Origin of the sequence: Chryseobacterium sp. HR92, from assembly GCF_045689405.1 — a bacterium.
GTDB lineage: Bacteria > Bacteroidota > Bacteroidia > Flavobacteriales > Weeksellaceae > Chryseobacterium > Chryseobacterium viscerum_A.
Window position 1 is genome coordinate 5070605 of record NZ_CP139139.1, and the last position, 23587, is coordinate 5094191.

At 36.4% G+C, this 23587-nt stretch carries 25 protein-coding genes and 2 tRNA genes; 10 read left to right on the top strand and 17 right to left on the bottom strand.

Going from position 1 to position 23587, the window contains the following annotated elements; genetic code table 11:
- A complete protein-coding gene (locus SFA27_RS23005) occupies window positions 1–594 on the bottom strand; it encodes a SprT-like domain-containing protein (RefSeq protein ID WP_407295197.1) in 594 nt (197 codons plus the stop codon).
- Window position 595: 1 nt separating this feature from the next.
- A complete protein-coding gene (locus SFA27_RS23010; protein ID WP_407295200.1) occupies window positions 596–1918 on the bottom strand; it encodes a TolC family protein in 1323 nt (440 codons plus the stop codon).
- Window positions 1919–2106: 188 nt separating this feature from the next.
- Between SFA27_RS23010 and SFA27_RS23015 the strand changes: the two genes are divergently transcribed.
- The 4 genes from SFA27_RS23015 to SFA27_RS23030 all read left to right on the top strand — a co-directional run bounded on the left by SFA27_RS23015 (window position 2107) and on the right by SFA27_RS23030 (window position 4817).
- A complete protein-coding gene (locus SFA27_RS23015) occupies window positions 2107–3351 on the top strand; it encodes a bifunctional folylpolyglutamate synthase/dihydrofolate synthase (RefSeq protein WP_407295203.1) in 1245 nt (414 codons plus the stop codon).
- Between the two features lie 42 nt (window positions 3352–3393).
- A tRNA-Val gene (locus tag SFA27_RS23020) sits at window positions 3394–3468 on the top strand.
- A 33-nt stretch (window positions 3469–3501) separates the two neighbouring features.
- Window positions 3502–3576: transfer RNA gene (locus tag SFA27_RS23025), tRNA-Val, on the top strand.
- 119 nt (window positions 3577–3695) lie between these two features.
- Window positions 3696–4817, top strand: coding sequence for a hypothetical protein (locus tag SFA27_RS23030; RefSeq protein WP_407295206.1), 1122 nt, complete (start codon window positions 3696–3698; stop codon window positions 4815–4817).
- On the opposite strand, the gene SFA27_RS23035 is transcribed toward SFA27_RS23030, so the two are convergent.
- From SFA27_RS23035 to SFA27_RS23050, 4 genes are read right to left on the bottom strand one after another with little or no spacing between them, the layout of a single operon-like run.
- Entirely contained in the window at window positions 4807–5730 is a 924-nt protein-coding gene (locus SFA27_RS23035) for a glycosyltransferase family 9 protein (RefSeq protein ID WP_052184659.1), read from the bottom strand. The genes SFA27_RS23030 and SFA27_RS23035 overlap by 11 nt on opposite strands.
- 50 nt (window positions 5731–5780) lie before the next feature.
- Window positions 5781–6200, bottom strand: a complete 420-nt coding sequence (locus tag SFA27_RS23040; RefSeq protein WP_047375924.1) for a SufE family protein — start codon at window positions 6198–6200, stop codon at window positions 5781–5783.
- A gap of 47 nt (window positions 6201–6247) precedes the next feature.
- Window positions 6248–7342, bottom strand: a complete 1095-nt coding sequence (locus SFA27_RS23045) for a glycosyltransferase (protein WP_264518979.1) — start codon at window positions 7340–7342, stop codon at window positions 6248–6250.
- Window positions 7342–7566 (bottom strand): hypothetical protein, encoded by a 225-nt coding sequence (locus SFA27_RS23050; protein ID WP_047375919.1) that lies wholly within the window; start codon window positions 7564–7566, stop codon window positions 7342–7344. Before SFA27_RS23050 ends, SFA27_RS23045 begins: the two co-directional genes overlap by 1 nt.
- Before the next feature lie 151 nt (window positions 7567–7717).
- On the opposite strand from SFA27_RS23050, the gene SFA27_RS23055 reads away from it, so the two are divergent.
- Entirely contained in the window at window positions 7718–10255 is a 2538-nt protein-coding gene (locus SFA27_RS23055; protein ID WP_264518980.1) for an ATP-dependent Clp protease ATP-binding subunit, read from the top strand.
- Window positions 10256–10375: 120 nt separating this feature from the next.
- Here the strand turns inward: SFA27_RS23055 and SFA27_RS23060 are convergent, their stop codons facing one another.
- Window positions 10376–10903, bottom strand: coding sequence for a hypothetical protein (locus tag SFA27_RS23060; RefSeq protein WP_047375914.1), 528 nt, complete (start codon window positions 10901–10903; stop codon window positions 10376–10378).
- Between the two features lie 194 nt (window positions 10904–11097).
- Here SFA27_RS23060 and mnmA point away from each other — a divergent pair, with 194 nt between their 5' ends.
- Both mnmA and SFA27_RS23070 read left to right on the top strand, forming a co-directional pair.
- A complete protein-coding gene (gene mnmA / locus SFA27_RS23065; RefSeq protein ID WP_047375911.1) occupies window positions 11098–12285 on the top strand; it encodes a tRNA 2-thiouridine(34) synthase MnmA in 1188 nt (395 codons plus the stop codon).
- Window positions 12286–12419: 134 nt separating this feature from the next.
- Window positions 12420–12620: a hypothetical protein gene (locus SFA27_RS23070; RefSeq protein WP_047375909.1), complete on the top strand. Its 201-nt coding sequence runs from the start codon at window positions 12420–12422 to the stop codon at window positions 12618–12620.
- 72 nt (window positions 12621–12692) lie between these two features.
- Here the strand turns inward: SFA27_RS23070 and SFA27_RS23075 are convergent, their stop codons facing one another.
- Window positions 12693–13043 carry a hypothetical protein gene (locus SFA27_RS23075; protein WP_047375906.1) on the bottom strand — a complete coding sequence of 117 codons (351 nt, stop codon included), beginning with the start codon at window positions 13041–13043 and terminating at the stop codon, window positions 12693–12695.
- A gap of 12 nt (window positions 13044–13055) precedes the next feature.
- A complete protein-coding gene (locus tag SFA27_RS23080; protein WP_047375905.1) occupies window positions 13056–13790 on the bottom strand; it encodes a hypothetical protein in 735 nt (244 codons plus the stop codon).
- A gap of 133 nt (window positions 13791–13923) precedes the next feature.
- On the opposite strand from SFA27_RS23080, the gene SFA27_RS23085 reads away from it, so the two are divergent.
- From SFA27_RS23085 to SFA27_RS23095, 3 genes are all read left to right on the top strand, one after another.
- Window positions 13924–14820 carry a hypothetical protein gene (locus SFA27_RS23085; protein WP_047375902.1) on the top strand — a complete coding sequence of 299 codons (897 nt, stop codon included), beginning with the start codon at window positions 13924–13926 and terminating at the stop codon, window positions 14818–14820.
- Between the two features lie 131 nt (window positions 14821–14951).
- Window positions 14952–15149, top strand: coding sequence for a hypothetical protein (locus SFA27_RS23090; RefSeq protein ID WP_047375900.1), 198 nt, complete (start codon window positions 14952–14954; stop codon window positions 15147–15149).
- Window positions 15150–15313: 164 nt separating this feature from the next.
- On the top strand, window positions 15314–16540 hold the full coding sequence (locus SFA27_RS23095; protein ID WP_407295213.1) for a DUF6051 family protein: 1227 nt from the start codon (window positions 15314–15316) through the stop codon (window positions 16538–16540).
- Between the two features lie 125 nt (window positions 16541–16665).
- On the opposite strand, the gene SFA27_RS23100 is transcribed toward SFA27_RS23095, so the two are convergent.
- The 8 genes from SFA27_RS23100 to SFA27_RS23135 form a co-directional block, all read right to left on the bottom strand.
- Entirely contained in the window at window positions 16666–17409 is a 744-nt protein-coding gene (locus SFA27_RS23100) for a LytTR family DNA-binding domain-containing protein (RefSeq protein ID WP_255813272.1), read from the bottom strand.
- Window positions 17410–17469: 60 nt separating this feature from the next.
- Window positions 17470–17745: a 2TM domain-containing protein gene (locus SFA27_RS23105; RefSeq protein WP_185097817.1), complete on the bottom strand. Its 276-nt coding sequence runs from the start codon at window positions 17743–17745 to the stop codon at window positions 17470–17472.
- Window positions 17746–17773: 28 nt separating this feature from the next.
- Window positions 17774–18070 carry a 2TM domain-containing protein gene (locus SFA27_RS23110; protein WP_047375895.1) on the bottom strand — a complete coding sequence of 99 codons (297 nt, stop codon included), beginning with the start codon at window positions 18068–18070 and terminating at the stop codon, window positions 17774–17776.
- A gap of 124 nt (window positions 18071–18194) precedes the next feature.
- Window positions 18195–18764 (bottom strand): isoprenylcysteine carboxylmethyltransferase family protein, encoded by a 570-nt coding sequence (locus SFA27_RS23115; protein WP_264518985.1) that lies wholly within the window; start codon window positions 18762–18764, stop codon window positions 18195–18197.
- Between the two features lie 54 nt (window positions 18765–18818).
- Window positions 18819–19124, bottom strand: coding sequence for a 2TM domain-containing protein (locus SFA27_RS23120; protein WP_047375890.1), 306 nt, complete (start codon window positions 19122–19124; stop codon window positions 18819–18821).
- A 4-nt stretch (window positions 19125–19128) separates the two neighbouring features.
- Window positions 19129–20442 (bottom strand): 2TM domain-containing protein, encoded by a 1314-nt coding sequence (locus SFA27_RS23125; protein WP_264518986.1) that lies wholly within the window; start codon window positions 20440–20442, stop codon window positions 19129–19131.
- A gap of 141 nt (window positions 20443–20583) precedes the next feature.
- Window positions 20584–21243: a hypothetical protein gene (locus SFA27_RS23130; protein WP_047375886.1), complete on the bottom strand. Its 660-nt coding sequence runs from the start codon at window positions 21241–21243 to the stop codon at window positions 20584–20586.
- A 51-nt stretch (window positions 21244–21294) separates the two neighbouring features.
- A complete protein-coding gene (locus SFA27_RS23135) occupies window positions 21295–23541 on the bottom strand; it encodes a TonB-dependent receptor (protein WP_407295218.1) in 2247 nt (748 codons plus the stop codon).
- Window positions 23542–23587 lie beyond the last annotated feature (46 nt).

A 23587-nucleotide genomic window follows, 5' to 3' on the forward strand; every position in this document is an offset into this window, starting at 1 on the left:
TTAGCTACATTTTTCTACCCTAGCTAAAGGCTTGAAAGAATACTTCCTTCCAGTAGCCAGGTTCTTACAAAGATAGTTTTTTTTAACTAGACCTTCCAATAAATACTTTTCGTTGCGGTATATAAAAAAATCACCCTTCTGAAGTTCCTCGATAAAATGAAGAGTATCATCTTGTTTCTCAGTATGAAAATACCTTACCAGATCAGGGCTTGCCATGAAGTTTGCTTTGGGTGATTTTGAAAACTTTACAATGATAGGTTTTAGCTCTTCATCATAAATTTCAAGGCTTTCAAGAAGCATATTTCTGAAGGTTTCTTTCCATTCGTTGCCATGAGGAGAAATTTTTCGTCCATATTTTTCAAACGCAATCAGGTGTGCAAGCTCATGAGTCAGTACAAAGAAAAAAAGCTGTGGGGTAAGCGTGGAGTTTACCGTTATTTCATGGGAATTATCCGGAAGTCTTCTGTAATCTCCCAGTTTTGAATTCCTGTTTCTTGTAACTTTTATGTGTATATAGTAATCTGAAAACCAGATTCTTAAATATTTAAGAGTATTATTTTGAGGTAAATATTTTTCTAATGATTGAATTGGCATTTTACAAACTTAATGGAATTCCTGCATAGAAATTCAATAATTTAAGACTAAAAAGATAATTATATTTTGCCTGCGCTACTGATCCCTGTGCATTTGCATAATTATTTCTTGCCACATTTACGTCATAGATCGTAGATCTTCCTGCAGCATAACTTTTGTCAGCAAAATCAAGAGCTAGTTTGGAGCTTTTTTCTGCTTCTACAGCGGCCAGATAATTTTCATAATTGGCATCTGCATCAAACTGAGCTTTCTGAACATTTTGTCTTACTGTCTGCTTCTGTTGTTCTAACGTATTCTTGGCTATACTTTCGTTTATTTTAGACTGCTCTACCTGAAGCTTTATTTTCCCTTTATTAAAGATAGGGATATTAAGGGATAACCCTACATTTTGTCCAAACTGATCTTTATATTGTTCAAAAAAAGTTCCCTGCACAGTACCCGGCATAGGATCAAACTGTCTGTTATAGAAAGTATTAAGACCCGCACTCGCTGTTAATGTAGGCCAGAACGCTGTTTTGCTTACCTCAGTTTGCGCTTCTGCAGATCGTATTCTGCTTTCGGCTGCTTTGATCTGCGGTTGTATCTCATACGCAGTTGTAAGCACTTCATCCACTGAATTAAGCTGTAAATCAAGTTTTTCCGGAACATTTACATCTTCCACATCGAAACCTTTATAATCTGAAAGCTGCAATAACTGAGCGATGGCAAACAAGGCACGTCCAACATTGACTTCTGCTGTTTTAAGGTTTTGTTTTTCTCTTGCCAGTGCAGCTTCAGCCTCTGCCAAGACTGTCTGAGCAGTCGTTCCAACCTGAGTCGTGATTTTAGCTCTGTCAAACTGTTTCTGAGCATTTCCCACAGCACTCTGAGAGATTTTAACGATCTCTTTATTCAACAGGGCAGTCAGATATTGCTGAGCAATCTGAAGAGAGATATCATTTTTAATGGTTTCAATGTCATATTGGCTTGCTTCTACATCAAACTGGGCCTTTCTTACATTCTTCTCTAACCTCCCGTTATTATAGAGCAAAACATCAGCACTCAGACCAACATTGTTATTGAATCTATCGTTTCTAAAGCTTCCGGCTCCCAATGACCCTTGCCCGAAACTCACCCCATTCGTCATACTTCCCGATACAGAAGGCAAATATTCTTTTTTGGCCGCTTTAAGGCTGTATTCCTGATTTTGTTTGTTATACTGATTTTGGATAACCTGAAGATTATGCTCCACTGCATAGCTTACACATTCTTTTAAGGACCATTTCTTCTGAGCGCTTAAACCCAGACAGCTTAGTCCAAAAACGATAATCCAAACTTTTTTCATATTATGTAGATGTTTATTTGTTTTTTTAATGGTCATATGGAATCACGTCATCTTCATTCAGTATTTGTATCTACAAATCACAGCGATTTCATATTAAGATTTTTCCCTATTAGACGAAGTAAATATAAAAAAGTTACAGATTGAAAAAAATAGTTTCATTTTAATAAAACTTTTGAGAATTTTGCATCATGACAAATGAACAATATCAGGAAGCTATTGACTGGCTTTTCGTGCAGATGCCCAACTATCAGATAGATGGGCAGAAGGCTTATAAACCTGGACTTGACAATATCATCAAGCTTTGTGCTTTCTTTGGAAATCCCCAGGATAAAATAAAGTGTATCCACATTGGCGGTACCAATGGAAAAGGTTCTTCAAGCAATATGCTGGCATCGGTTCTTCAGGAGGCTGGTTATAAAACCGGATTATACAATTCTCCGCATTTGATAGACTTTACAGAGCGTATCAAGGTTAACGGAAAAAACTGTAATAAGGAATTTGTCTTTGAGTTTATCCAAAAATTAAAAACCCTTCCAGAAGATATCCGCCCCTCTTTCTTTGAATTTACAACAATCATGGCTTTTGAATATTTTTATCAGCAGCAGGTAGATTTTGCCATTATTGAAGTTGGATTGGGAGGAAGACTGGATTCAACAAACATTATTAAACCTCTGATCTCTGCAATTACAAATGTTCAACTGGATCATCAGAATATTCTTGGAGATACCATCGAAGAAATTGCAGCGGAAAAAGCCGGAATTGTTAAACACAATATCCCTGTTATCTCTGGTGATGAAAATGAAATAGTCAAAAATATCATCAGAAATAAAGCAACACAAGAAAATACTCCTTTTATAGATGCAACTCTTATTGAGACACCCCTTACCTCTGATCTGAAAGGAAATTATCAGAAGAAAAATATCCGAGTTGTACTGGCTGCCGTAGAAGAATTAAGAAAACTGGAAATACATATTTCTGACAATGATCTTGAAAATGGACTCCTCCATGTTCATCAGAATACAGGATTTATAGGCCGCTGGTTCGAATTTTCAAATAATCCGCTTACAATTTGTGATACGGGACACAATCAGGCAGGTTTGAAGTATGTTTTTTCACAATTAAATTCAATTGACAGACACAAGCATGTCATTTTGGGGTTTGTGAATGATAAAAAAATAGATGATGTGATGAAATTACTTCCTGAAAATTCTGAGTTTTATTTTGCAAAACCATCTGTCAACAGGGGCAGACACCCGGAAGATTATGAAAATCTACTTCAGGAGGCAAAAATTTTTTATAAAATTTTCGATTCCGTACAGGAAGCGTATCTGTCTGCAAAAGAACAATGTACAAATGAAGAAATGATTTTTATCGGCGGAAGCAACTTTGTAGTGGGAGATTTTTTAGAAAAAAATTTGGAGATTAAAGAATAAGTCGTATATTTGCACCACTCTAAACAAGAGAACAAGTCTAGAGGGTTCTTAGCTCAGTTGGTTCAGAGCATCTGGTTTACACCCAGAGGGTCGGGGGTTCGAATCCCTCAGGACCCACAGAAAAGGAAACGAAACCTTTCAAAAAAATTCGGGTTCTTAGCTCAGTTGGTTCAGAGCATCTGGTTTACACCCAGAGGGTCGGGGGTTCGAATCCCTCAGGACCCACAAAAAATCTCTCAGATTTCTGGGAGATTTTTTTATTTTTATCCTAAGTAATTAATAAAGCTTCCCTCCACTTTTCCTTATATTTATCTACCTTTGCCTGCATTTGAATTTCGCTTGACATGAAGGAACTCCATATCATATCATTCAATTACCCCTACCCTCCTTCTTATGGTGGAATTATTGATGTGTATTATAAGATCAAGGCTTTGTCTGATCTGGGAGTAAAAATCCACCTTCACTGTTTTGTAGATCAAATCCCTGATAAGATTGATCCGGAAGTCAAAGAGATTACGGAAAATGTCTTTTTTTATGAAAAGAAAAACAATATTCTTCTTTATTTCTTAAAAACGCCTTTCGCTGCTATAATAAGAGATTCCGATCTACTTCTTAAAAATATTGAAAAGACTAACGCTCCTGTATTGTTCGAAGGCTTACAAACAACCCATATTATGCGGTTTATAAGAGGTAATAACCACAAACTCTACCTCCGTTACCATAATAACGAAAAAGAGTACTATAAAGGGCTTTCTGTCTCAGAGAAAAATATCTTCAAAAAGATAGTCTACAAAATTGAATCTTTAAAGTATGCAGGATATCAGAAAAAGCTTTTAAAGAAGTTTGAAACGGTATTCTGCCTGTCTGAAAAAGAATATAATGAAGTGAAGACTTATTCAGGAAATGCCCAGTTAATCCACATTTTTCATGGTAATCAGTCTGTAAAGCAGCTAGATAAAAAAGGAAAATATTTTCTTTTTCATGGAGATCTCACTACGGCTGATAACAAACAAGCACTGGCTGAGACTCTTACTTTATTCAAGACTCTTCCTCAGTATAACCTGATTGTTGCCTCCGATCGTGCCAGTGAAGACATAAAAAGAAAAATATCTGCAGTGGAAAATATCACCCTCGTTCCTATTCGTACTTCAGAAAACCTTTGCCACCTTCTGGAAAATGCCCATGCCAATATTCTGATTTCTTACCAGAATTCAGGAACCAAAGTGAAGCTTTTCAACACCCTTTACAACAGTCGTTTTGTGATTATTAATGGGAATATTACAGATGATCCTGCTTTAACGGATTTATGCCTTTATGGAGCTGATATGGCCGAAATCCGCCAACAGATTGTCTCCTCTGCCGAAAAAGACTATGATGATACTGAAAAAAGAAAGCATGTCTTAGAAAAAATACACTCGGATCATGCTAAAGCCGGACAGATTATAAAGGTTATTTTTAAAAATTAACCCGATCTACCACTTTCTGGATATTAAATTCCTCAAGACAAGCCCAGTCTCCCCTGTAGCATTCTTTATCTCCAAAAACAGAACACGGCCTGCAGGTAAGATCTTTTACCTGAACAACATCTTCTTCACTCTGTCCGAATCCTAGAAACCCGGCATATGGATGGGTAGCACCCCAAATAGAAACACATCTTGTTCCTACAAGACTGGCAAGGTGCATATTCGCAGAATCCATGGATATCATCAGTTCCAGCTTCGCAATATGATTGAGTTCTTCCGTAAGGTTTAATTTTCCGGAAAGATTTTTGGTGTTGGGAATTTCACTTTCCCATCTTTCAAGGGTTTCTGTTTCTTTTTTACCTCCGCCAAAGAAATATACCGTATGTTTCTGAGCCAGAATTCTGACCAGTTCATAGGATTTTTCCAGAGGAAGCATTTTTCCTTTGTGTTGAGCAAAAGGGGCAAAACCAATCCCTGATTTTTGTTCCGAAGTTGGTCTGAGCTGATGTGAAAGCTCAACTTTGAATCCCATTTTCCTGAATACATCAGCATAACGCTCCACTGTTTTCTTCAGCTGTACTTTCTCGAGATTCCAGACATCCGTAAGATGTTCTTTTTCCTCTTTCCCTTTATCTATTTTAAAAACTTTAAGCCCTTTTCTTCTATATATCCGATCTAAAACCTTGGTTCGGATCACGTCGTGAAGATTGGCAATACAATCCGGGTTAAACTCTTTGATCAGTTCATTGCTCAGTTTCCTCAATCCAAACAGACCTTTATAATCATCCAGATCAATCCCTTTAAAGGTCACATTAGGAACTCCCGCAAACAGGCCTTCAAAATTCTTCCTGGACACCATAATAATTTCCACACCGGGGTTCTGCTCCAGAAATTCTCTGAAAACAGGTACAGTCATCGCAACATCTCCGAATGCGGAAAAACGATATGCTAAAATTTTTGTCACGGCTATGATTTCAGTTGATAGGCAACTGCATAAAACTTGATCTGCTTGGTCATTGCCATCAATCCGTTAGCTCTGGATGGCGAAAGAAATTCCTGTAATCCTATTTCAGCAATAAAATCAAAATCAGAATCCAGAATTTCCTGAGTGGAATGCCCACTATAGATACTTACTAAAAGAGAAACGATTCCTTTGGGTAAAATACCGTCAGAATCTGCATTAAAGAAAAGTTTCCCGTCTTTAAATTCAGCATCAATCCAAACTTTACTCTGGCAACCTTTTATCAGATTTTCTTCAGTTTTTCTTTCTTCCGGCAACCCTTTCAGTTCTTTTCCAAGATCAATAATGTACTCGTACTTTTGCTCCCAATCGTCAAGAAAAGCGAATTCGTCGATTATTTCCTGCTGTTTTTCTTTAATGGTCATTTTTAATAAAATTTCTTTTGCAAAGATAACCAATTTTGTAAAATTTATTACCGGGATGCTTTTTCAAAAAGCTGAAGGATTTTTGTTTCTTCGTTCTCCCAGCAAAATACATCTGCGGCTTTATTAAGTTCGCTCTGATAATACAGTCTTCCTCTTTCAAGAACCAGATTAATCGCTTTTTCAATCGTTTCAGGCTGATGATCTGTAATGATTTCACCTACATTAAACTGATTCTTTATACGCTGCATTTCCGGAAAATTTATCATGACAAGCGGTACTCGGGATTGGATATAATCACAAACCTTATTGGGGAGTGAGAAATAATAGCTTACTCCGTTATTTTCTTCAAGACTGAATCCAGCATCAGCAGTTTTGGTTATTTCCCTGAGATTTTCAGGTTTCAGCTTACCAAGGAAAAATACTTTATCCTGAAGTTTCTCCTGAATGACAAGATTTTCGTATTCTTTTTTCTTTGGGCCGTCGCCTGCAATTTTCAAAACAGCACCTTTAATATGATGCATTGCCACAATCATTTTTTCTATTCCTCTGGATTGATTAATCGCTCCCTGGTAGAGAATAATTTTAGGGTGGTTTTCCGGAATTTCGGGGGCAGAGAGGATTTTCCTCGGAATATTTCTGACAACAATGGGATTTACATTATATTTTTCATGAAACCATTCGGCATAGCTTTCACTTTCCGTCATCATCAGTTTCATATGAGGAACCAGTTTTCGTTCAAGCACTCTCCAGAATTTCTGGGAGAATCTTTTTTGAACCGATGGCATTTCTGTAAAAATTTCATGACTGTCAAAGACCAACGGAATGTTCATTTTTTTGGCAATGAGATAATTTGGCAGAAGTGCATCAATGTCATTGGCATGAAGGATAGTATCTTTGTCCGCTTTTTTCTTAAGTTCATGGTATAATTTCCAGTTGAACTCAAAATAAGCTGTCTTCAGGCTTTTTGACGTCAATCCTATTCTTGAAAAAGGATAAGGACGTTCCATTGCCTCATTTCCTTCCCAATCGTTTCCGATCAGTTCAATGGGATATCCGTTGTCAAAAAGGGTTTTGCATACCTTTTCTATTCGCTGATCGGTATACAAACTGCTAAAGGCAGACACTAGTATTTTTTTCTTCATTAATTTTTCTTGTCTAATATTAAATAATAGATCTGAATGAAACAAATGAGCCCGTTTGGAATGATAACCGGCCAAAGCATTCCATTGAAGATACCATAAATGACAAAACAAATACAGCCGATCATGTTGACTACTCTGATTTTTCTTACATCTTTCAGTATGAAACTCAATACGATAAAAAGAGAAGCAGAATAGCCGATGTAGGTGGTAATTTCAGTATTCATGGGGGAAATTTAAGGATAACAAACTTAATCATTTTCAATAAGATAATAAAATTTTTTCTGCCATAAAGTCATTAATTGATTTTTGGTAAAATATTTGTAATTTAGATAATGAATAAAAGGTAATGTTGCCTTTGTTCTAATGAGATATATTATGGATTATAAGTTTTCACAAGGTTTGAGCCAGGTGTTCAAACAAAGCAAAAGCGAAGCTAAAAGGCTGAAAAGTGAATTTCTTAATACAGAACATCTACTTTTAGGTATTATAAAAACGGAAAACTCTGCAAAAGAAATCCTTCAAAACCTTAATGCGGATTTAACACAAATCAGAAGAAAAATTGAAACTTTAAATACAGCGAGTCTTAATCCTATTTCTGAAGAGGTTACCAATATTTCTTTCACTAAGATGGCAGATCATGCCATTAAACGTGCAGAGTTAGAATGCCGTCAATATAAAAGCAATGAAATTAATACCGTTCACCTGCTTTTGGGTATTCTTTATAAATATGAGGATCCTACTTCAAATATTCTGGGAGCTTATGACATCGACTATGAAGGAGTTTCAAGAGAATACCAGACTATGCTTAAAAATTCAGGCCAGTCTCCACAGATGAGTGCTTACGATGATGATGATGAGAGAGAAGAATTTGAGCAAATGAGAAAGCCTACAGGAAATCTAGGTTCTGCAAAAAGTAAAACGCCTACATTGGATAACTTTGGTAGAGACCTTACTTCTTTGGCAAGAGATGGAAAACTAGACCCAGTAATCGGGCGTGAAAAAGAAATTGAGAGAGTTTCTCAGATCTTATCCCGCAGAAAGAAAAACAACCCTCTTCTTATCGGGGAGCCGGGAGTTGGTAAATCTGCCATTGCTGAAGGTTTGGCATTAAGAATTCAACAGAAAAAAGTGTCAAGAGTTCTTTACGGAAAACGTGTGATCACTTTAGACCTGGCAAGTTTAGTTGCCGGAACTAAATACCGTGGCCAGTTTGAAGAAAGAATGAAGGCCATCATGACGGAACTGGAAAAAAACAGGGATGTCATCTTATTTATTGATGAGCTTCATACGATTGTAGGAGCAGGAAGTTCTACAGGAAGTCTAGATGCTTCCAATATGTTTAAACCTGCTTTGGCAAGAGGAGAAATTCAATGCATCGGGGCAACGACTCTGGATGAATACCGTCAGTATATTGAAAAAGACGGTGCTTTAGAAAGAAGATTCCAGAAAGTAATGGTGGAGCCTACTTCTATTGATGAAACTATTCAGATTCTGAATCAGATCAAAGATAAGTATGAAGAACACCACAATGTAATTTATACTCCTGAAGCTATTACAGCGTGTGTGAATCTGACATCGAGATATATTACAGACCGTTTCTTACCGGACAAAGCGATTGATGCGATGGACGAGGCAGGATCACGTGTTTATATCAAAAACATGAAAGTTCCTACAGAAATCATTGATTTTGAAAAGAAAATTGAAGATATCAAAGAACTGAAGCAGAAAGCTGTAAAAGCTCAGGATTACCTTGAAGCAAGAAAGCTTAAAGATGAAGAGGAACGTCTTCAAATGGAACTGAATGCAGCCCAGGAAAAATGGGATAAAGATGTAAAAGAGAAAAAAGAAACCGTAACGGAAGAAAATGTAGCAGAAGTGGTTTCTATGATGAGTGGAGTTCCTGTAACGAAAGTTGGCAAAAACGAGCTTGACAAGCTTGCCCAGATGGATGAAAAACTGAACGGAAAAGTAATCGGCCAGGAAGATGCTGTGAAAAAAGTTGTGAAAGCAATTCAAAGAAACAGAGCAGGTCTTAAAGATCCGAACCGTCCTATCGGTACATTTATTTTCCTTGGAACAACCGGGGTTGGTAAAACCGAGCTTGCTAAAGTAATGGCGAGAGAGCTGTTTGAATCTGACGAATCTCTGATCAGAATTGACATGAGTGAATACATGGAGAAATTCGCTGTTTCAAGATTGGTGGGTGCGCCTCCGGGATATGTAGGTTACGAAGAAGGTGGTCAGCTGACTGAAGCCGTAAGAAGAAAACCTTATGCTGTGGTTCTTTTGGATGAGATTGAAAAAGCTCACCCGGATGTATTCAATATTCTGTTACAGATCCTTGATGAAGGACACGTTACAGACAGCTTAGGCAGAAAAATCGACTTCAGAAATACGATTATCATCCTTACATCCAACATCGGAACGAGAGATCTTAAAGACTTTGGAGATGGTGTAGGATTCGGAACTTCAGCTAAAAAGACAAGCTCAGATACAAGAGCGAGAAGCACCATTGAAAGTGCCCTTAAGAAAGCATTTGCTCCTGAATTCTTAAACAGAATTGATGACATTGTGATCTTCAACTCTCTTGTTCAGGATGATATCAAGAAAATTATTGATATTGAATTGAACAAATTGTATAGCAGAATTGAAAAATTAGGATATAAAGTGGATCTTACTGAAGAAGCGAAAGACTTTATTTCTGAAAAAGGATGGGATAAAGATTTCGGTGCAAGACCATTGAAACGAGCAATCCAGAAATATATTGAAGACTTATTGGCAGAAATGCTGGTAAACAAGCAATTGAATGAAGGAGAAACCGTGGTTCTTGATCTTAATGATGCTAAGGACGGACTGATTGGAAAAACGCAGAAAGCGAAAAAATCAGCTGCTGAGAAGTCTTCTCAATCATAATTAAATAAATAATTTAATTTCAATAGAAAATCCCCGGGAAAATTCCCGGGGATTTTTGTTTTTATAAGTTTTGTCTAGGGCCAATATTGTATTAAACGGGATAAACGATACAAAATCAATTTAAAGCCCCACTACGAAACCGATATTCGGGATCAGGCCGCTTGAAAACACACTGGAATTCTCCTTCCAAAGCACATTATACATTAATCCCAGCTGCATAAAAGAATTATTTCCGATTCTCTGCATATATCCACCTCCCAGATATAATGCATTTTCTTCCGTATTGTATTTATAATCATAGTATTTATCTTTATAATCTACAAAATAATGCTGATAGTTTGCTCCCACATAAAATGATCTGGCAAAATAGTAATTCACAAATGGTCCTACTCCAAACATTGTAGATTTATAATAATTGGAAGTCTGCCAGGATACACTTCCCACAACTCCCGCTTCGAGATCATCCGTAAGCCTGTAACCCACTCTTGGGGAAGCAGACAGGTTAAAAGCGCTGTTACTCCCAAATCCTAATCCAATTCCACCTCCAAAGGTCCATTTGCTGTTTTCTTGCACCGGAGTTCCTACCGAAACCTGGGAAAATGCTGATCCTGATCCTATCAGCATCATAGAAATAATAAACTTTTTCATATGTAGATATATTTTGTTTTTTGATGGTATTACCTCCTTTCATCACTTGCTATTATCGTCTTACGATGGGGTTTACGATTAACATCGTTTTTATCAATGTTTAAAATTATGGTTTTTTTACGAATTTATTTAGTTGTATTTTTGCCGCATCAAACTAAGAACTCCCGTTAAGAGTTTCGTAAAATTGAAATACAATGAAAATAGTAGTAGGCCTCTCCGGAGGTGTAGATTCTAGTGTTACAGCGTATTTGCTGCAACAGCAGGGCCATGAGGTAGTGGCTTTGTTTATGAGAAACTGGAATGATGCTTCCGTAACCCTGGAAGATGAATGTCCCTGGATTGAGGACAGTAATGATGCCCTTATGGTGGCACAGAAGCTTGGAATTCCCTTCCAGGTGATAGATATGAGTGAACTTTACAAGGAACGTATTGTTGACTATATGTTTGCAGAATATGAAAAAGGAAGAACTCCCAACCCGGATGTATTGTGTAACAGAGAAGTAAAATTTGATGTTTTCATGAAGACCGCAATGTCATTAGGAGCAGATAAAGTAGCAACAGGACATTATGCAAGGGTAAATTCTACTTTTGACGAAAACGGAAAAGAAATTTTCCATCTTCTTGCCGGAAAAGACAATAATAAAGATCAGTCTTATTTCCTTTGCCAGCTGAGCCAGGATCAACTTTCAAAAGCACTATTCCCTATCGGAGAACTTACAAAGCCTCAGGTAAGAGAAATCGCAAAAGAGATCGGATTGGTAACTGCAGATAAAAAGGATTCCCAGGGATTATGTTTTATCGGGAAAGTGAGCCTGCCACAGTTTTTACAGCAGCAATTAAAACCTAATGAAGGAGAAATTGTAGAAATTTTCAAAGATTCACCTTTATTTTCGGAAGAAAAACCGGAATTCACCTCTAAAGAAGAGGAACTTGAGTTTTTATCCAGAAAAATCAATTATAAAAAATCTGACGGAAAAGTAATCGGGAAACATCAGGGAGCCCAGTTTTTTACGATCGGACAAAGTAGAGGTCTTGGTATAGGCGGTCATAAAGAAAGCTGCTTTATCGTTTCAAGAGATATGGAAAACAATATCATTTTTGTGGGAGAAGGAAGTCATTTCCCAGGACTTCACAAAAAAGCACTGAAAATTGATAATTCTGAGCTACACTGGGTACGAGAGGATATGAAACTTCAGAATGGAGAATCTATGGAAGTAATGGCCAGATTCAGATACAGACAGTCTTTGCAAAAAGCAACAATATTTCAGTTTGAAAATGCTTTGTATGTTGAATTTGATGAACTTCAGTCTGCTATTGCAGAAGGACAGTTTGCTTCATGGTATATTGATGAGGAACTTATAGGAAGCGGTGTGATTGCGTAAGGAATATGAGGTTCAGGTTTCGAGATCCGAGGATTGAGAATATGGCGGGATTTCTTTTGAAGAAATAATTTTTAAATTTTTCTGTAACGTTTTTTAAGTTGTCATACTTACTGAGTAAATAACAAAAAACAACTATGAAAACAACTACAAGAAACCGCTATGCTTATGTAAACAATATCCTGATCGCTATTGTATCCGCAGTTTTCGGTTATAATTTCTATCAGTCAATTGTTCATCCGGAAAACTCGAATATTGCTATCAGCCTTATTTTAGTAGTTATCACCTCCGTTATGGTCAGAAAGTATGGCTACCAGCCCATAAAAGAAAAAAAGTGAGAGATTTGATCTCAACACCTTACTAATAAAAGCCCGGAACAGTTTTGTTTCGGGTTTGTTTTTACGAAACTTTTATTTCATTTTCTTATTGATGTGGCTCATGATAAGCAACACTGCCACAATACATTCCAGAATTAAAATTATCACCAGAAATCCAACGGGTTTTCCCAACATGATTCCTCTTATCAGTTTTATTATTCCCAGTAAAAAAATGAAGCCTACAAAATAAAATGTAGTTTTCGAGATAGCATCTGTCATGGAATTTAAAATAAAAACTGAAGCATAGAATCCGAGAACCAGGATAAGATAAAATTTTAGAAAATCCGGACCTTTAAGAATAATTGGATTCAAAGTCTGGCATACTGTTATAAGCCATATAAAGCTTACTACAATGGGAGCTGAATGAATGATTAGTTTTTTCATATTGATTAGTTTTTATCCACCACATCCCCCGCAACCGCCACAGCCTCCGCCACAACCACCTCCTCCGCTGCAGCCCGATCCCCCACAACTTCCGCCTCCTCCATCACCGCTTTGCTTATCCTTCCTATTGGGATCGGAGACTTCATTATCTCCTATAATTGAGGTTATTATTCCCAAAATAAAAATAATGGCAAAAACCACTGCTGTAACCAGTAATCCAGTGAAACTTGTTCCTTCTGTACAGGAGAACAGCAACAGTAAAATAAAAATCGGAGCAAAAAAGGTCATTTTCTTCATCCATAGTCTTACTTTAGATTTTTTCCCAATCCCTTTCCAGATTTCTTCAGGTGCTTCCTGCTGAAATATGTTTCTGTAACCTGACATTGTATCTGCAAACCAATTCTCGTGCTTCACTCTTTCCGTATTTCCTCCTTTAGAAGGGTGATGATGGAGCGGTCTTTTTAAAATATTCGGGCAGAATTCTTCCCAATAATTCTGAGTATAGATCAGGTGCAGATGCCATACTTTATCTACTATTTCGCTGGGAGAAGCTCCATTGGGAAGAATACAGCAGAGATAAACAAACTTTTTATATTCTTCAATTGCTTTTTTTGCAAAATCAAGGCTCCAGCTTTCTTCTTTTGCCAGCTTTTTTGAAAAAGGGAAATCAACACCCGGAGCATCCAGAGAAAATCCCTGTATTCGGTTCCAAAGGGATTCATCTTTTAATAACACTCTTGTTTCCATTGTTTTAAATTTTGTTTTTCTATTCAAATATCAATGGATTTTAAAATATAAAAGTCCCTCAAAAGTCTTTTTTGGTTTGATAAAAATCTTAAATTAGTCTTATAAAATTAATCTGACCATTAAAAATAAACAGATGAAAAAGGAAGATATACTGCACCTTGAAAAACTAATGAATTTCTTAAGCCACCACTTTTTAAAGAAAAACCATTGGGAAGATGTTACCAAAACCGAATGGTCCTATATCAGTGCAGAACTTAATGAGCTCATTATCAATGACCTTTCTGAGAAAGAAATTAAAAAAGAACCTGATCTTCTGGGGACCAATTACCTGTATGAGCATCTGATTATCAATAAACTGAAAAAATTCAGGCAGAATGAAAATGCTGCTCTGAGCAGACCGAACCTTGCAAAACTGAGCCTCATTGTCAAAGTTCTGGGCTACGCCAATTATATAGATTTCATTAATTCCACTACAGAGTCATTCAATTTTAATGACCTGAAAATTGATCTCAATAATGTAAATCTGAATACAGCTCTTCTAGACCGCCTGGTAGGCTGTTGGTATTCTTATAACAGAAATCTTCCTGACAATCCTTTAATGGCAAAGGAAGACCGTATATGGCGCTCCGCGATGGAAATTTATAAGTCGGAAACAACAGGAGAATATTTTATTGAAAGGAGCGGCGGTGACCATCATAAGTATTTTGGTAAGGTTACGGCGTATTCAGATTATGTTTTTATCATCATGAACAGCAATACTTTTATCCGCCAGCGCCATTTTATTTCAAGAATAAAAGACATTAAAGAAAAGCTTAAGAATCCGGAATATAAACTACACGAAATCCACTTCATAAGCACCTGCATCAGTTTCAATCAGGAGCCGATTGCTTTGTTTGAAATCTTTAGGAAAGCAGAAAGGAAAAACTTTATTTCAGACTCTATCAGCTTCCCTATTGACAGCGATGAAATTCCAGAATCTATCCTTAAACAACTTGAAGACACTGAATCTAACAGGATTGATTACAGATAGTTAGTAAATTTAAACTGAAAGACCAAAAGCTGAAAATCTCTAATACTTGGGAATAGCTGATTATTTTTAAAAATTGTTGTAACGTATTTCTTATTCTCATACTTACTGAGTAAATAACAAAAAAAATTATTATGAAAACAACAATTAAAAATCAATATTCATCCGCTAACAACGTCCTTATCTTTTTTGTATCAATACTTGCAGGGTATAATATTTACCAGGAAATCTTTCACCCTGAAAAGGCAGATCTTATCCTATGTATTATCATGATAACCCTTACAGGGATCACCGTTCAGAAACATAGAGAAAACCCAGAAGCAAAAGAATAAACATCCTTATCAATTTATATATCTGCTGCCTCGGAATAAGACTGTTTCGGGGTTTATTTTTTCTCCTATGCCTAGAATACATTTAACTATTAAAAATCAACCGATTACAGCAATAATTCTCTAAATTGATAGTTCATAAATAGGAACCCTTCAATTGTCTTACTATGGAATATTATGAATTGTATGAAGTTTTGAAAAGTAATTTTGATTCCGGAGAAGGCAGGGTTGAACTCAAAGAACTGAATATAACCATTGAATCTTTTCCTTTTGAATCGAAGGTTTCTGATCTGCTTTATGGCTCGGAACATCAACATTGCAGCAAACATCAGCAATCATTGGAAGTCAACGAAAAAGGGTATCATTTTTATGGCCAGCCCGCTGTAGACACCAAGGATTTTGATATTGAATGTAATAAAAAGTTTGAATATTATATTCTGAAAAGAGCAGATATAGAAACCGCCAAAGGATGTATTTTTCTCTTCCATGGCCTGAATGAAAAGAAATGGGACAAATATCTGCCATGGGCGTATGAATTGGCCCAAAGAACACAAAAAGCCATTATTCTGTTTCCTATTGCCTTTCATATGGATCGTGCAGAGCCAATCTGGAGTGACCGCCATCACATGATGGAAATAGTTCGTTTCAGGAAGAAAAAATATCCTGAAAATATGAATTTCTCCTATGTAAATGCTGCGATAAGTTCAAGATTGGAAGCTCATCCTCAAAGGATTTTCTGGTCCGGACTACAGACCTATTCTGATATTACCGAAGTAGTGAAAGATATTAAAAACCATAAGATAAAAGGAGTTTCTCCGGAAGCAGACCTGGATTTATTTGGATATTCCATAGGAGCTTTTCTTTCAATGATTATTAAAATGGCAGATCCTAACCATCATTTTACCCGGTCTAAAGTTTTCTGTTTTTGTGGAGGAATGACTATTGACCGGATGTTTCCAATATCCAAATACATCATGGATACCCAGGCAACTATTAAAATGCAGTCTGTCTTCACAGAGCTTTTGAGTTCTGATTTTAAATCAGATACCCGTTTGAAGCATTATCAGAATGATGACCTGCATCCGCAGGAAAGCTGGTTCAAAAAGATGCTCCGTTACAATTATTTCCAAAAGGAAAGGGAAGAAAGAATTCATGAAATTCAGTCTCAGATAAAAGCTTATGTATTGGAGAAAGACAGTGTTGCCCCTCCAATGGAAGCATTGAATACCTTACAAGGAGGCTACAGGAATATCAATGTAGATATAGAAATCAAAGATTTCCCTTATGAATATTCCCATATGGTTCCGTTTCCTCTTGCTCACAAACATAAAAAAGAAGTTACAGAAGCCTTTCATCAGTTTGTACAATCTGCCAGTGACTTTTACAACTCCTGATTGCTTCTGTTTTCAGGTATAAAAAAGTGAAAGGAACAATTTAAAAATCAACAGTATAAGATCCATGGTATTTGTTTTTGGTATGGTGAGGAAGTCAGTTCATGATCGAATGTCTTCCTTTTTTATCAACTGACAAGCCAATCTTTGAAGTCTTTAACACGGTCTCTACTTACCGTAATTTCTTCTTCGGGCTGAAACTCCATATCCACTTTATAGTAAGGTGAAGTATGAATATTTTTAATGTAGTCTGAACTGACAATGAACTGTCTGTTCACTCTGAAAAACTTTTTTTCATCCAGAACATCTTCCAACTCATCCAGCGTAAAATCTGACGGATATGTACGGTCTTCTGTCTGAAGATAAACGATTTTATTTTCACTGAAAAAACAGCTTATTTCCTGGGTCTGGATAATTTTAAGATTATACCCTATTTTTACCAGAATTCTGGACAGCGTAGATTTTTCTTTTCTGATCAGCTGTTTGATATCCTGAGAGCCATTGGTGTTGTTGGCAGGAATAAAAGATTTAAACTTCTCCACCGCTCCCTCCAGATCTTCATCAAGAATGGGTTTTAAAAGATAATCGATGCTGTTCAGCTTAAATGCTTTCAGCGTATACTGATCAAAAGCCGTGGTATAGATAATGAATCCTTTCGTCGGAATTTTTTCAAAGATATCAAAAGACAGTCCGTCACCTAAAACAATATCAGAAAAGATCAGCTGTGGATGTTCGTTTTCAGAAAACCAGGCAACTCCTTCTTCTACTGATTCTATTTTCGCAACAATCTCAATTTCAGGAAAATTATTCAACATACGTTCTAATTTCCTTGAAGCAGGTTTTTCATCTTCTATAATGACAGTTTTGATCATTGAGCTTTAATTTTGGTTTTCAGATTTTAGGAAATAAAGGTAAATAAAAGCGGACAAATTTTAAAAGTTTATCGGTTTTTTCTCTTTTTCAAGCTCTTTTTCGATCATACGTCTTTCCCATTCAGAATCAAAAAGGAACAGTTTTACAGCTTTTACAAGAATAATAAATCCCCAGATTCCCAGGATAGTATATCTGTCAAACAATCGAAAATTAATCATCTTTTCGCCAAAAATGTCATCAGGAATGATAAGAACAGCAAAGATGGCGAATATAAAAATGCTTTTATAGAATTTTCTGATTTTGTTTGTTCTTTCGCTTGCAGTTTCGTAATTCATGATCATAAGTTTTGGGTGTTATTATATTTTAAAATTTTTTGATGCTACTTTTTTCCTCCTTCTCCATCAGTTCTTTTATTTTTCTTTCTTCCCAGCTTTTTCCAATTCCGAATACACTTATTGCATGAAACGCAATTCCTATTCCCCAGCCCAGTGCCGGCCATAAAAACCATAAATATCCGGGAGCAGTCACAAAGTTCAGTATTGCCAGAAATGGAATAACAATACCATAAGAAGTAAGATTTCCATAGAATTCTTTTAGTTCTTTTACTCTTCTGGATGCTTTTCTGTAAGCAATCGTCTCTTTATTTGGTAAAATTTCCATAATGTTTTGTTTTAAAAAGGTTAATTTGTTTTTTCTGAATCAAAGGTAGCTCAGGAAAAGGGCTCAAATCAATTTTATATTACCGAATGGTAGATTATGTTATCCGAATCGTAAAAACGGGTAATTAATAGATAAACGGGATCAGTTTCTTTGTACTTTTTCTGTATTCAAGATATTCATCACCAAACTGTTCTACCAAAGCCTGCTCTTCGATTTTAATCCTGTAGGCAAAAGCTAAAAACGGAGGTACAAAAGCAAAGATGAATGACAGCCAGTTATTCAGGTACAAACCCAGCCCAAGAGAGGTCAGCAGAGAAAAGGCATAAGAAGGATGTCTCAGGTATTTATAAAACCCCTCTTTTTTGATTTTATGATCCTGTCTGATGGTCACATCTACCGTAAAATATTTTCCCAGAGATCTGATAATCATATATCTGAATATAATTCCGATAAGAATAAGGAGCTCTCCAAGATAAAGAATCCAGCTTCCTTCAACAATCGTAAAATGAGTATTATAAGATATAAATATCGAACTCATGATAGAAAAAGGAATGGCTAGCCATAAGATATTCAGAGTGGATTTATCTTTGTTCTTTTGATCTTCTTTACCGGATTTTAGTATGTTTTTGTAAAGAAATTCAGTAACAAACCAGGCACCCATTGAAATGTAGAACAGTGTTGATAAAGTATTCATTTTTAATGAGTTTTTAAAGTTAAAAGTATTTTGGCTAAAAAATTGGTAATCCCCTTACTGATCTTTCTGTTTATCCATAAGTTCTTTTACCTTCTTATCTTCCCATTTTCTGATAAAATTAACACCTGGTAAAAAAACTGTAACAGCGTGTGCTGCAAGCCCTATCCCCCAGAAAGTGGCTGTAAAAAAGTTTTTAAACTGAAAATAACTTTCACCTGGTTTCAGATTCATACAGTTATACACAACAATCAGAGCATTCACTGCAATATAAGCGAATAAATGTCCGTAGAATCCACGTAACCTTTCTACCTGCCTTCTGGCACGCTGATATTCAATATCATTTTCGTCAAATCTTTCCATCGCTTTATTTTTTTTGTTTGTTCATAATTTCACGAATCTTTTTTTCCTGCCATGATTCTCCTACTCCAAATACCTGAAATGCATGAGATGCAACTCCAATTCCCCATCCCAATACAGGAAACCAGAACCAGTGATTTCTGCTGCTTGTAAAGAGATTAATAAAGATTAAAAAGGCGCTTACGGTACAGTAAGAAATCAGGTTCATATAAAAGCTTTTAATCTCTTTTACTCTCTTTTGCGCACGTTTGTAAGCAGCAGAATCATCCTCAGGTTTTGAGGTGGAAACTTGTGGCTTAGCCATCAGCATTGGAAGCTTTACTTTAAAATGATCCTCAGATTTTTCTATGAAAACATTTCGGTCGGTAAGCAGAGAATAACGCTGTACAATATTAGCAAGACCAATCCCCGAGCTTTCTTTAATCTGTTCTCTTATCTGAAGATTATTTTCAATGCAGAGGGTATTTCCTGCTGAAAAGATTCTTATGACCAATGGTTTTGATGATGTAGCAAAATTATGCTTGATACAGTTCTCCAGCAGCAGCTGCAAAGCCAATGGAACTACATATTTCTGATAGTCTTCCTCGGCAACATCAAAAGTAAAATCTACACTGTCTTCAAACCTTGTTTTCAAAAGATCACAATATGTTCTTGCAAATTCTATTTCATCTTCCACCGTTACCAGCTCTTTATCTTTCTGTTCAAGTACATAACGGTAAATCTTTGACATTGAAGCAGTAAACTTCTGGGCCTGCCGCGGATTTTCATCAATCAGGGAACTTAAAACATTCAGAGAATTGAAAAGAAAATGGGGATCCAGCTGGTTCTTCAGACTTTCAAACTGAGCATTTGCTGATTTGGCGATAAGCTTCTGCTCTACCACTTCTTTTCTGGAAGTCTTCTTCAGCTCTTCCATAAAACTCTTAGCATGAAGAAAAGCTGAAATAAGAAGAGCAATATTGATCATGAACCAATTGGTAACTCCATACTTTGATGAAAAAAACTCTTCAGTGGTTGCCGTTTTCTGAATCACCACATAGTTCATATAATTGCAGAAATAGACCAGAATAAAGTTGCCAATGATAATGGAAATAATACTTAAAACAGCTCTTGTTCTGGTAGCTTCTGACCAGGGAAATTTCCTGTTGAGAAATTCATTGATAAACCCGTTTCCAAATCCCAATACAAAAGAATACATCGTTGAAAGAAGCAGGGTGATCAAAAAAGTCTGCAAAGTCTTTTCATCATTAAAAAACAAAAAGAAAAACAAGGTGGTTCCTAATGAAGTCCAAAGTAATGTGGTAAAGTATTTCCGTTTCATGATCTGTTTTCTTGACTCAAAATTAGTTTTTATTAAAGGTATCAAAAATTAATTCTTACCGAAGGGCTGATTTTCTTTCCTGAGCGGTATAAAAAAACCTTCACGAATGAAGGTTAATTTATATGTAAAGTAGAGAATGTCCTATTTTGCTTTTTCTGCTGGAAGACTTAGAAAATAATCAGCTTCACCTCTTCCCCAGTTAGGATCTAAACCAGTTTTAGGTTTGTAGGTCTTAAATTTAGCCTGTGCATCTTTGAACATTTCCAATCCTTTGGTTTTGCTTCCTCCATACTGTTCAGGAGTAAAATAAACATCTTCTGCCTTGATCAGGGCAATTCTCGGATTTGCAGGCTCTAATTTTTCTGCAATATTAAGTTCTTCGGCAGCTCTGGCTCCGTCTGTCATATAACGCTGTGCCGGATTTACCATCATTCTCAGAGAATAAGACATTTTTCTTAACAGATGAATTTCTGCATTATCTGCTCCGGCAAGATTCTGCGCCATTGATAACTGTTTCTCGGCCTGATCTGCAATAGCATCCAATTCCTGCATTTTTCCGTCTCTCATCAATGTTCTTCCTTTTTGGATATAAGAAAATGCCGAATAGTATGCCGGAAGCCATTTTGTGCTTTCCTTACTTCCTATTCTCTGAAAATCATTGGCCAGAGTCTGGAAATCTTCCGCTGTTTTACAGACTTCTATTCTTCCAATTTTTTCAGCCATTATTTTGTCGTAATCTGCCTGTGCAAAAGCTGTTAAACTCATAAAAGCTAAAGCAAAGCTTAAAAGGTATTTTTTCATGATATCAAATTTTAAAAGTTAGTTATGTTTGTTTGCCCTAAGGTATGTTTTTTATAAATTATTATTGATAGCATCATCCGTTTTATCTACTCCAAAACTTATAAATGCTCCTATGAATACAAAAGTATTGACTGGCGGAACGATTGCAGAGTTTCTGGAACCATCCGCTGAGAAATTATAGCCATATACATTTTTTGATCCTAAAATATTGCTGACACTCAATACAAATACCGGAAAAGCTTTCGCATCTTTTTTACCGATATTCGGAAGATAATTGATGCTGAAATTCAACGCATTATAATCTTTTAACCTTCCTTCATTCCGGGTATAATTAATTGCTTTTCCATTCTCAAATGTAGAGGCAATGTCATAATAAGGACGCCCTTTGGCATAGGTATATGATAAGTTTACTCCAAGTTTCCATTCCGGGATAAATCTTTTTGCTACTGCAGAAAGGGTGTGTTCAGCGGCAAAACTTGGCTGCAGGCTGACCGGGTAATTAAGAAAATCTCTTTTGGAATCCAGATATGAGTAGCTGATCCAATAATCAATATTTTCAAACGTTTTTTTATTGTCTCTCCAGAAAAATTCCACTCCTTTTGCATATCCGTATCCATTGTTGTTTAATGCAGTCTGAGTCTGCTGATTCTGTTCTTTATCCGGTGTAACATTAAATGTTTTAATCAATTGGTCATATTTTTTATAAAATGCTTCAAAACGTAATGTTCTGCCTTCCGACGCTCTCTGAACCTGAAAAATATAATGCTGAGACTGCTGGAAGCCAAGGTCTGCAGGACCATTGATATATTTACTTTCCGGATTCTGATAAAAAAGACCGTAAGCTAAGGAAGTTGTCCAGTCTTTTGCCAGACGGTAAGCAATAGCAAAACGTGGAGCTATATTATTCTTTCCTAAAAAAGAAGAGTGCTCTGCTCTTACTCCTATTTTTGCTGATAAGGCATTGCTAAAACCCAGATCTGTTTCAAGAAAAGCGGAAGAAATCAAATCTTTATAATGTTTCTGCACCGTTTCAAAGTTCAGGTTTTCATCAGTATTGTTCAGTTCAAATCCTCCTCTTACAGCACTGATCCTGTTGATCTTTCTTTCCAGAACGGCTTTGAAGTTCAGATAATTTCCATCTGTAAGAAGCTGACTTCTGTTTGATTCAACATCATTGGTTTCTGTAGAAAAATGAAGATCAGATCTGTTGTAAGAGTAAGATCCACCTACATTCAGGAGATATTTCCCAAATTTCTGCTTAAAAGAGAGATTATGAAAAGTGTTTTTACCGTTAAGCTTTACCAGACTGAAATCATATCCGGGTTCAAGGCTTTCTGACCTTACTCCCATTTTATTGGAATTGAACATCCCATAGTATTTGAAAAAGCCTCCAGATTTTGTTTTAAATCTGAAATTCAGATCTCCATTAAGACCTTGTGGTGCTTCAACAAAATCTGTATTAAAATTAAAGACTTTCTGCATCAGACTTAAAATAGAATATCCTGCTGTAGCACCGTAGGAATAGTTTTTATTATCTCCAAGCTTTTGAAATCCGGCACTAAGGAAAATAGGTGAAACACCTAAACTGTAAGAACTCTCATCCGGAAGATCAACACTTTCCAGCATCAAAGCACCTGAAAGAGCCTGTCCGTATAACGCCGAATATCCGCCACTTGAAAATATATTTCCTTTGAAAAGAGAGGTATTGAACTGGTCTCTTCCTGCAATTCCCGGAACAGAATTAGAAAAATAATTATTGATAAGACTTCCGTCCATAAAAATTTTAGACTCTGTTCCTGTACCACCACGAATGAACAGTCCTTCGGTTCCACCCACCTTTTGTACTCCCGGAAGATAGGTCAATGCTGAAGAAATCTGTCCGTCCGCACCAGCTGTAGTATAAATATCTATGGGAGTAAGTAATGCTGTTGCTCTTTTCTTATCACTTGCTTCAATGGATCCTGCAGAAACTACTACTGCATCAATTTCACTGATCTGTTCTTTAAGATCAATATTCAAAGAGATATCTTGGTTTTCAATAGTGACAGCCCTTTCTACGTCTTCATATTTCGGATGGGTAAAAGTGATTTTGTGAGCTCCTTTTTCTGAAGTTTCAAATGTAAAATTACCCTGAGCATCTGTGGTGGTACCGTCATAGGTATCTTTCAGGGTGACGTTTACTTCAGCTACTCCTTTGTTTTTGAAAGATACTTTTCCAGATATTTTTATCTGTGAATATCCCATGATGGAAGCGAGAAGGAGAATCAGGAACAGTATGTTTTGTCCTTGTGTTTTCATTTTTATTGTTTTCTGGGTCAAAAATAGTACAAGAAATGCCCTTCTG

Bases quoted from the DNA above. Each gene is read 5' to 3' on its own strand.
- SFA27_RS23005 (WP_407295197.1), bottom strand. From the start codon at position 594: ATGCCAATTCAATCATTAGAAAAATATTTACCTCAAAATAATACTCTT.
- SFA27_RS23010 (WP_407295200.1), bottom strand. From the start codon at position 1,918: ATGAAAAAAGTTTGGATTATCGTTTTTGGACTAAGCTGTCTGGGTTTA.
- SFA27_RS23015 (WP_407295203.1), top strand. From the start codon at position 2,107: ATGACAAATGAACAATATCAGGAAGCTATTGACTGGCTTTTCGTGCAG.
- SFA27_RS23030 (WP_407295206.1), top strand. From the start codon at position 3,696: ATGAAGGAACTCCATATCATATCATTCAATTACCCCTACCCTCCTTCT.
- SFA27_RS23035 (WP_052184659.1), bottom strand. From the start codon at position 5,730: ATGACTGTACCTGTTTTCAGAGAATTTCTGGAGCAGAACCCCGGTGTG.
- SFA27_RS23040 (WP_047375924.1), bottom strand. From the start codon at position 6,200: ATGACCATTAAAGAAAAACAGCAGGAAATAATCGACGAATTCGCTTTT.
- SFA27_RS23045 (WP_264518979.1), bottom strand. From the start codon at position 7,342: ATGAAGAAAAAAATACTAGTGTCTGCCTTTAGCAGTTTGTATACCGAT.
- SFA27_RS23050 (WP_047375919.1), bottom strand. From the start codon at position 7,566: ATGAATACTGAAATTACCACCTACATCGGCTATTCTGCTTCTCTTTTT.
- SFA27_RS23055 (WP_264518980.1), top strand. From the start codon at position 7,718: ATGGATTATAAGTTTTCACAAGGTTTGAGCCAGGTGTTCAAACAAAGC.
- SFA27_RS23060 (WP_047375914.1), bottom strand. From the start codon at position 10,903: ATGAAAAAGTTTATTATTTCTATGATGCTGATAGGATCAGGATCAGCA.
- mnmA (WP_047375911.1), top strand. From the start codon at position 11,098: ATGAAAATAGTAGTAGGCCTCTCCGGAGGTGTAGATTCTAGTGTTACA.
- SFA27_RS23070 (WP_047375909.1), top strand. From the start codon at position 12,420: ATGAAAACAACTACAAGAAACCGCTATGCTTATGTAAACAATATCCTG.
- SFA27_RS23075 (WP_047375906.1), bottom strand. From the start codon at position 13,043: ATGAAAAAACTAATCATTCATTCAGCTCCCATTGTAGTAAGCTTTATA.
- SFA27_RS23080 (WP_047375905.1), bottom strand. From the start codon at position 13,790: ATGGAAACAAGAGTGTTATTAAAAGATGAATCCCTTTGGAACCGAATA.
- SFA27_RS23085 (WP_047375902.1), top strand. From the start codon at position 13,924: ATGAAAAAGGAAGATATACTGCACCTTGAAAAACTAATGAATTTCTTA.
- SFA27_RS23090 (WP_047375900.1), top strand. From the start codon at position 14,952: ATGAAAACAACAATTAAAAATCAATATTCATCCGCTAACAACGTCCTT.
- SFA27_RS23095 (WP_407295213.1), top strand. From the start codon at position 15,314: ATGGAATATTATGAATTGTATGAAGTTTTGAAAAGTAATTTTGATTCC.
- SFA27_RS23100 (WP_255813272.1), bottom strand. From the start codon at position 17,409: ATGATCAAAACTGTCATTATAGAAGATGAAAAACCTGCTTCAAGGAAA.
- SFA27_RS23105 (WP_185097817.1), bottom strand. From the start codon at position 17,745: ATGAATTACGAAACTGCAAGCGAAAGAACAAACAAAATCAGAAAATTC.
- SFA27_RS23110 (WP_047375895.1), bottom strand. From the start codon at position 18,070: ATGGAAATTTTACCAAATAAAGAGACGATTGCTTACAGAAAAGCATCC.
- SFA27_RS23115 (WP_264518985.1), bottom strand. From the start codon at position 18,764: ATGAATACTTTATCAACACTGTTCTACATTTCAATGGGTGCCTGGTTT.
- SFA27_RS23120 (WP_047375890.1), bottom strand. From the start codon at position 19,124: ATGGAAAGATTTGACGAAAATGATATTGAATATCAGCGTGCCAGAAGG.
- SFA27_RS23125 (WP_264518986.1), bottom strand. From the start codon at position 20,442: ATGAAACGGAAATACTTTACCACATTACTTTGGACTTCATTAGGAACC.
- SFA27_RS23130 (WP_047375886.1), bottom strand. From the start codon at position 21,243: ATGAAAAAATACCTTTTAAGCTTTGCTTTAGCTTTTATGAGTTTAACA.
- SFA27_RS23135 (WP_407295218.1), bottom strand. From the start codon at position 23,541: ATGAAAACACAAGGACAAAACATACTGTTCCTGATTCTCCTTCTCGCT.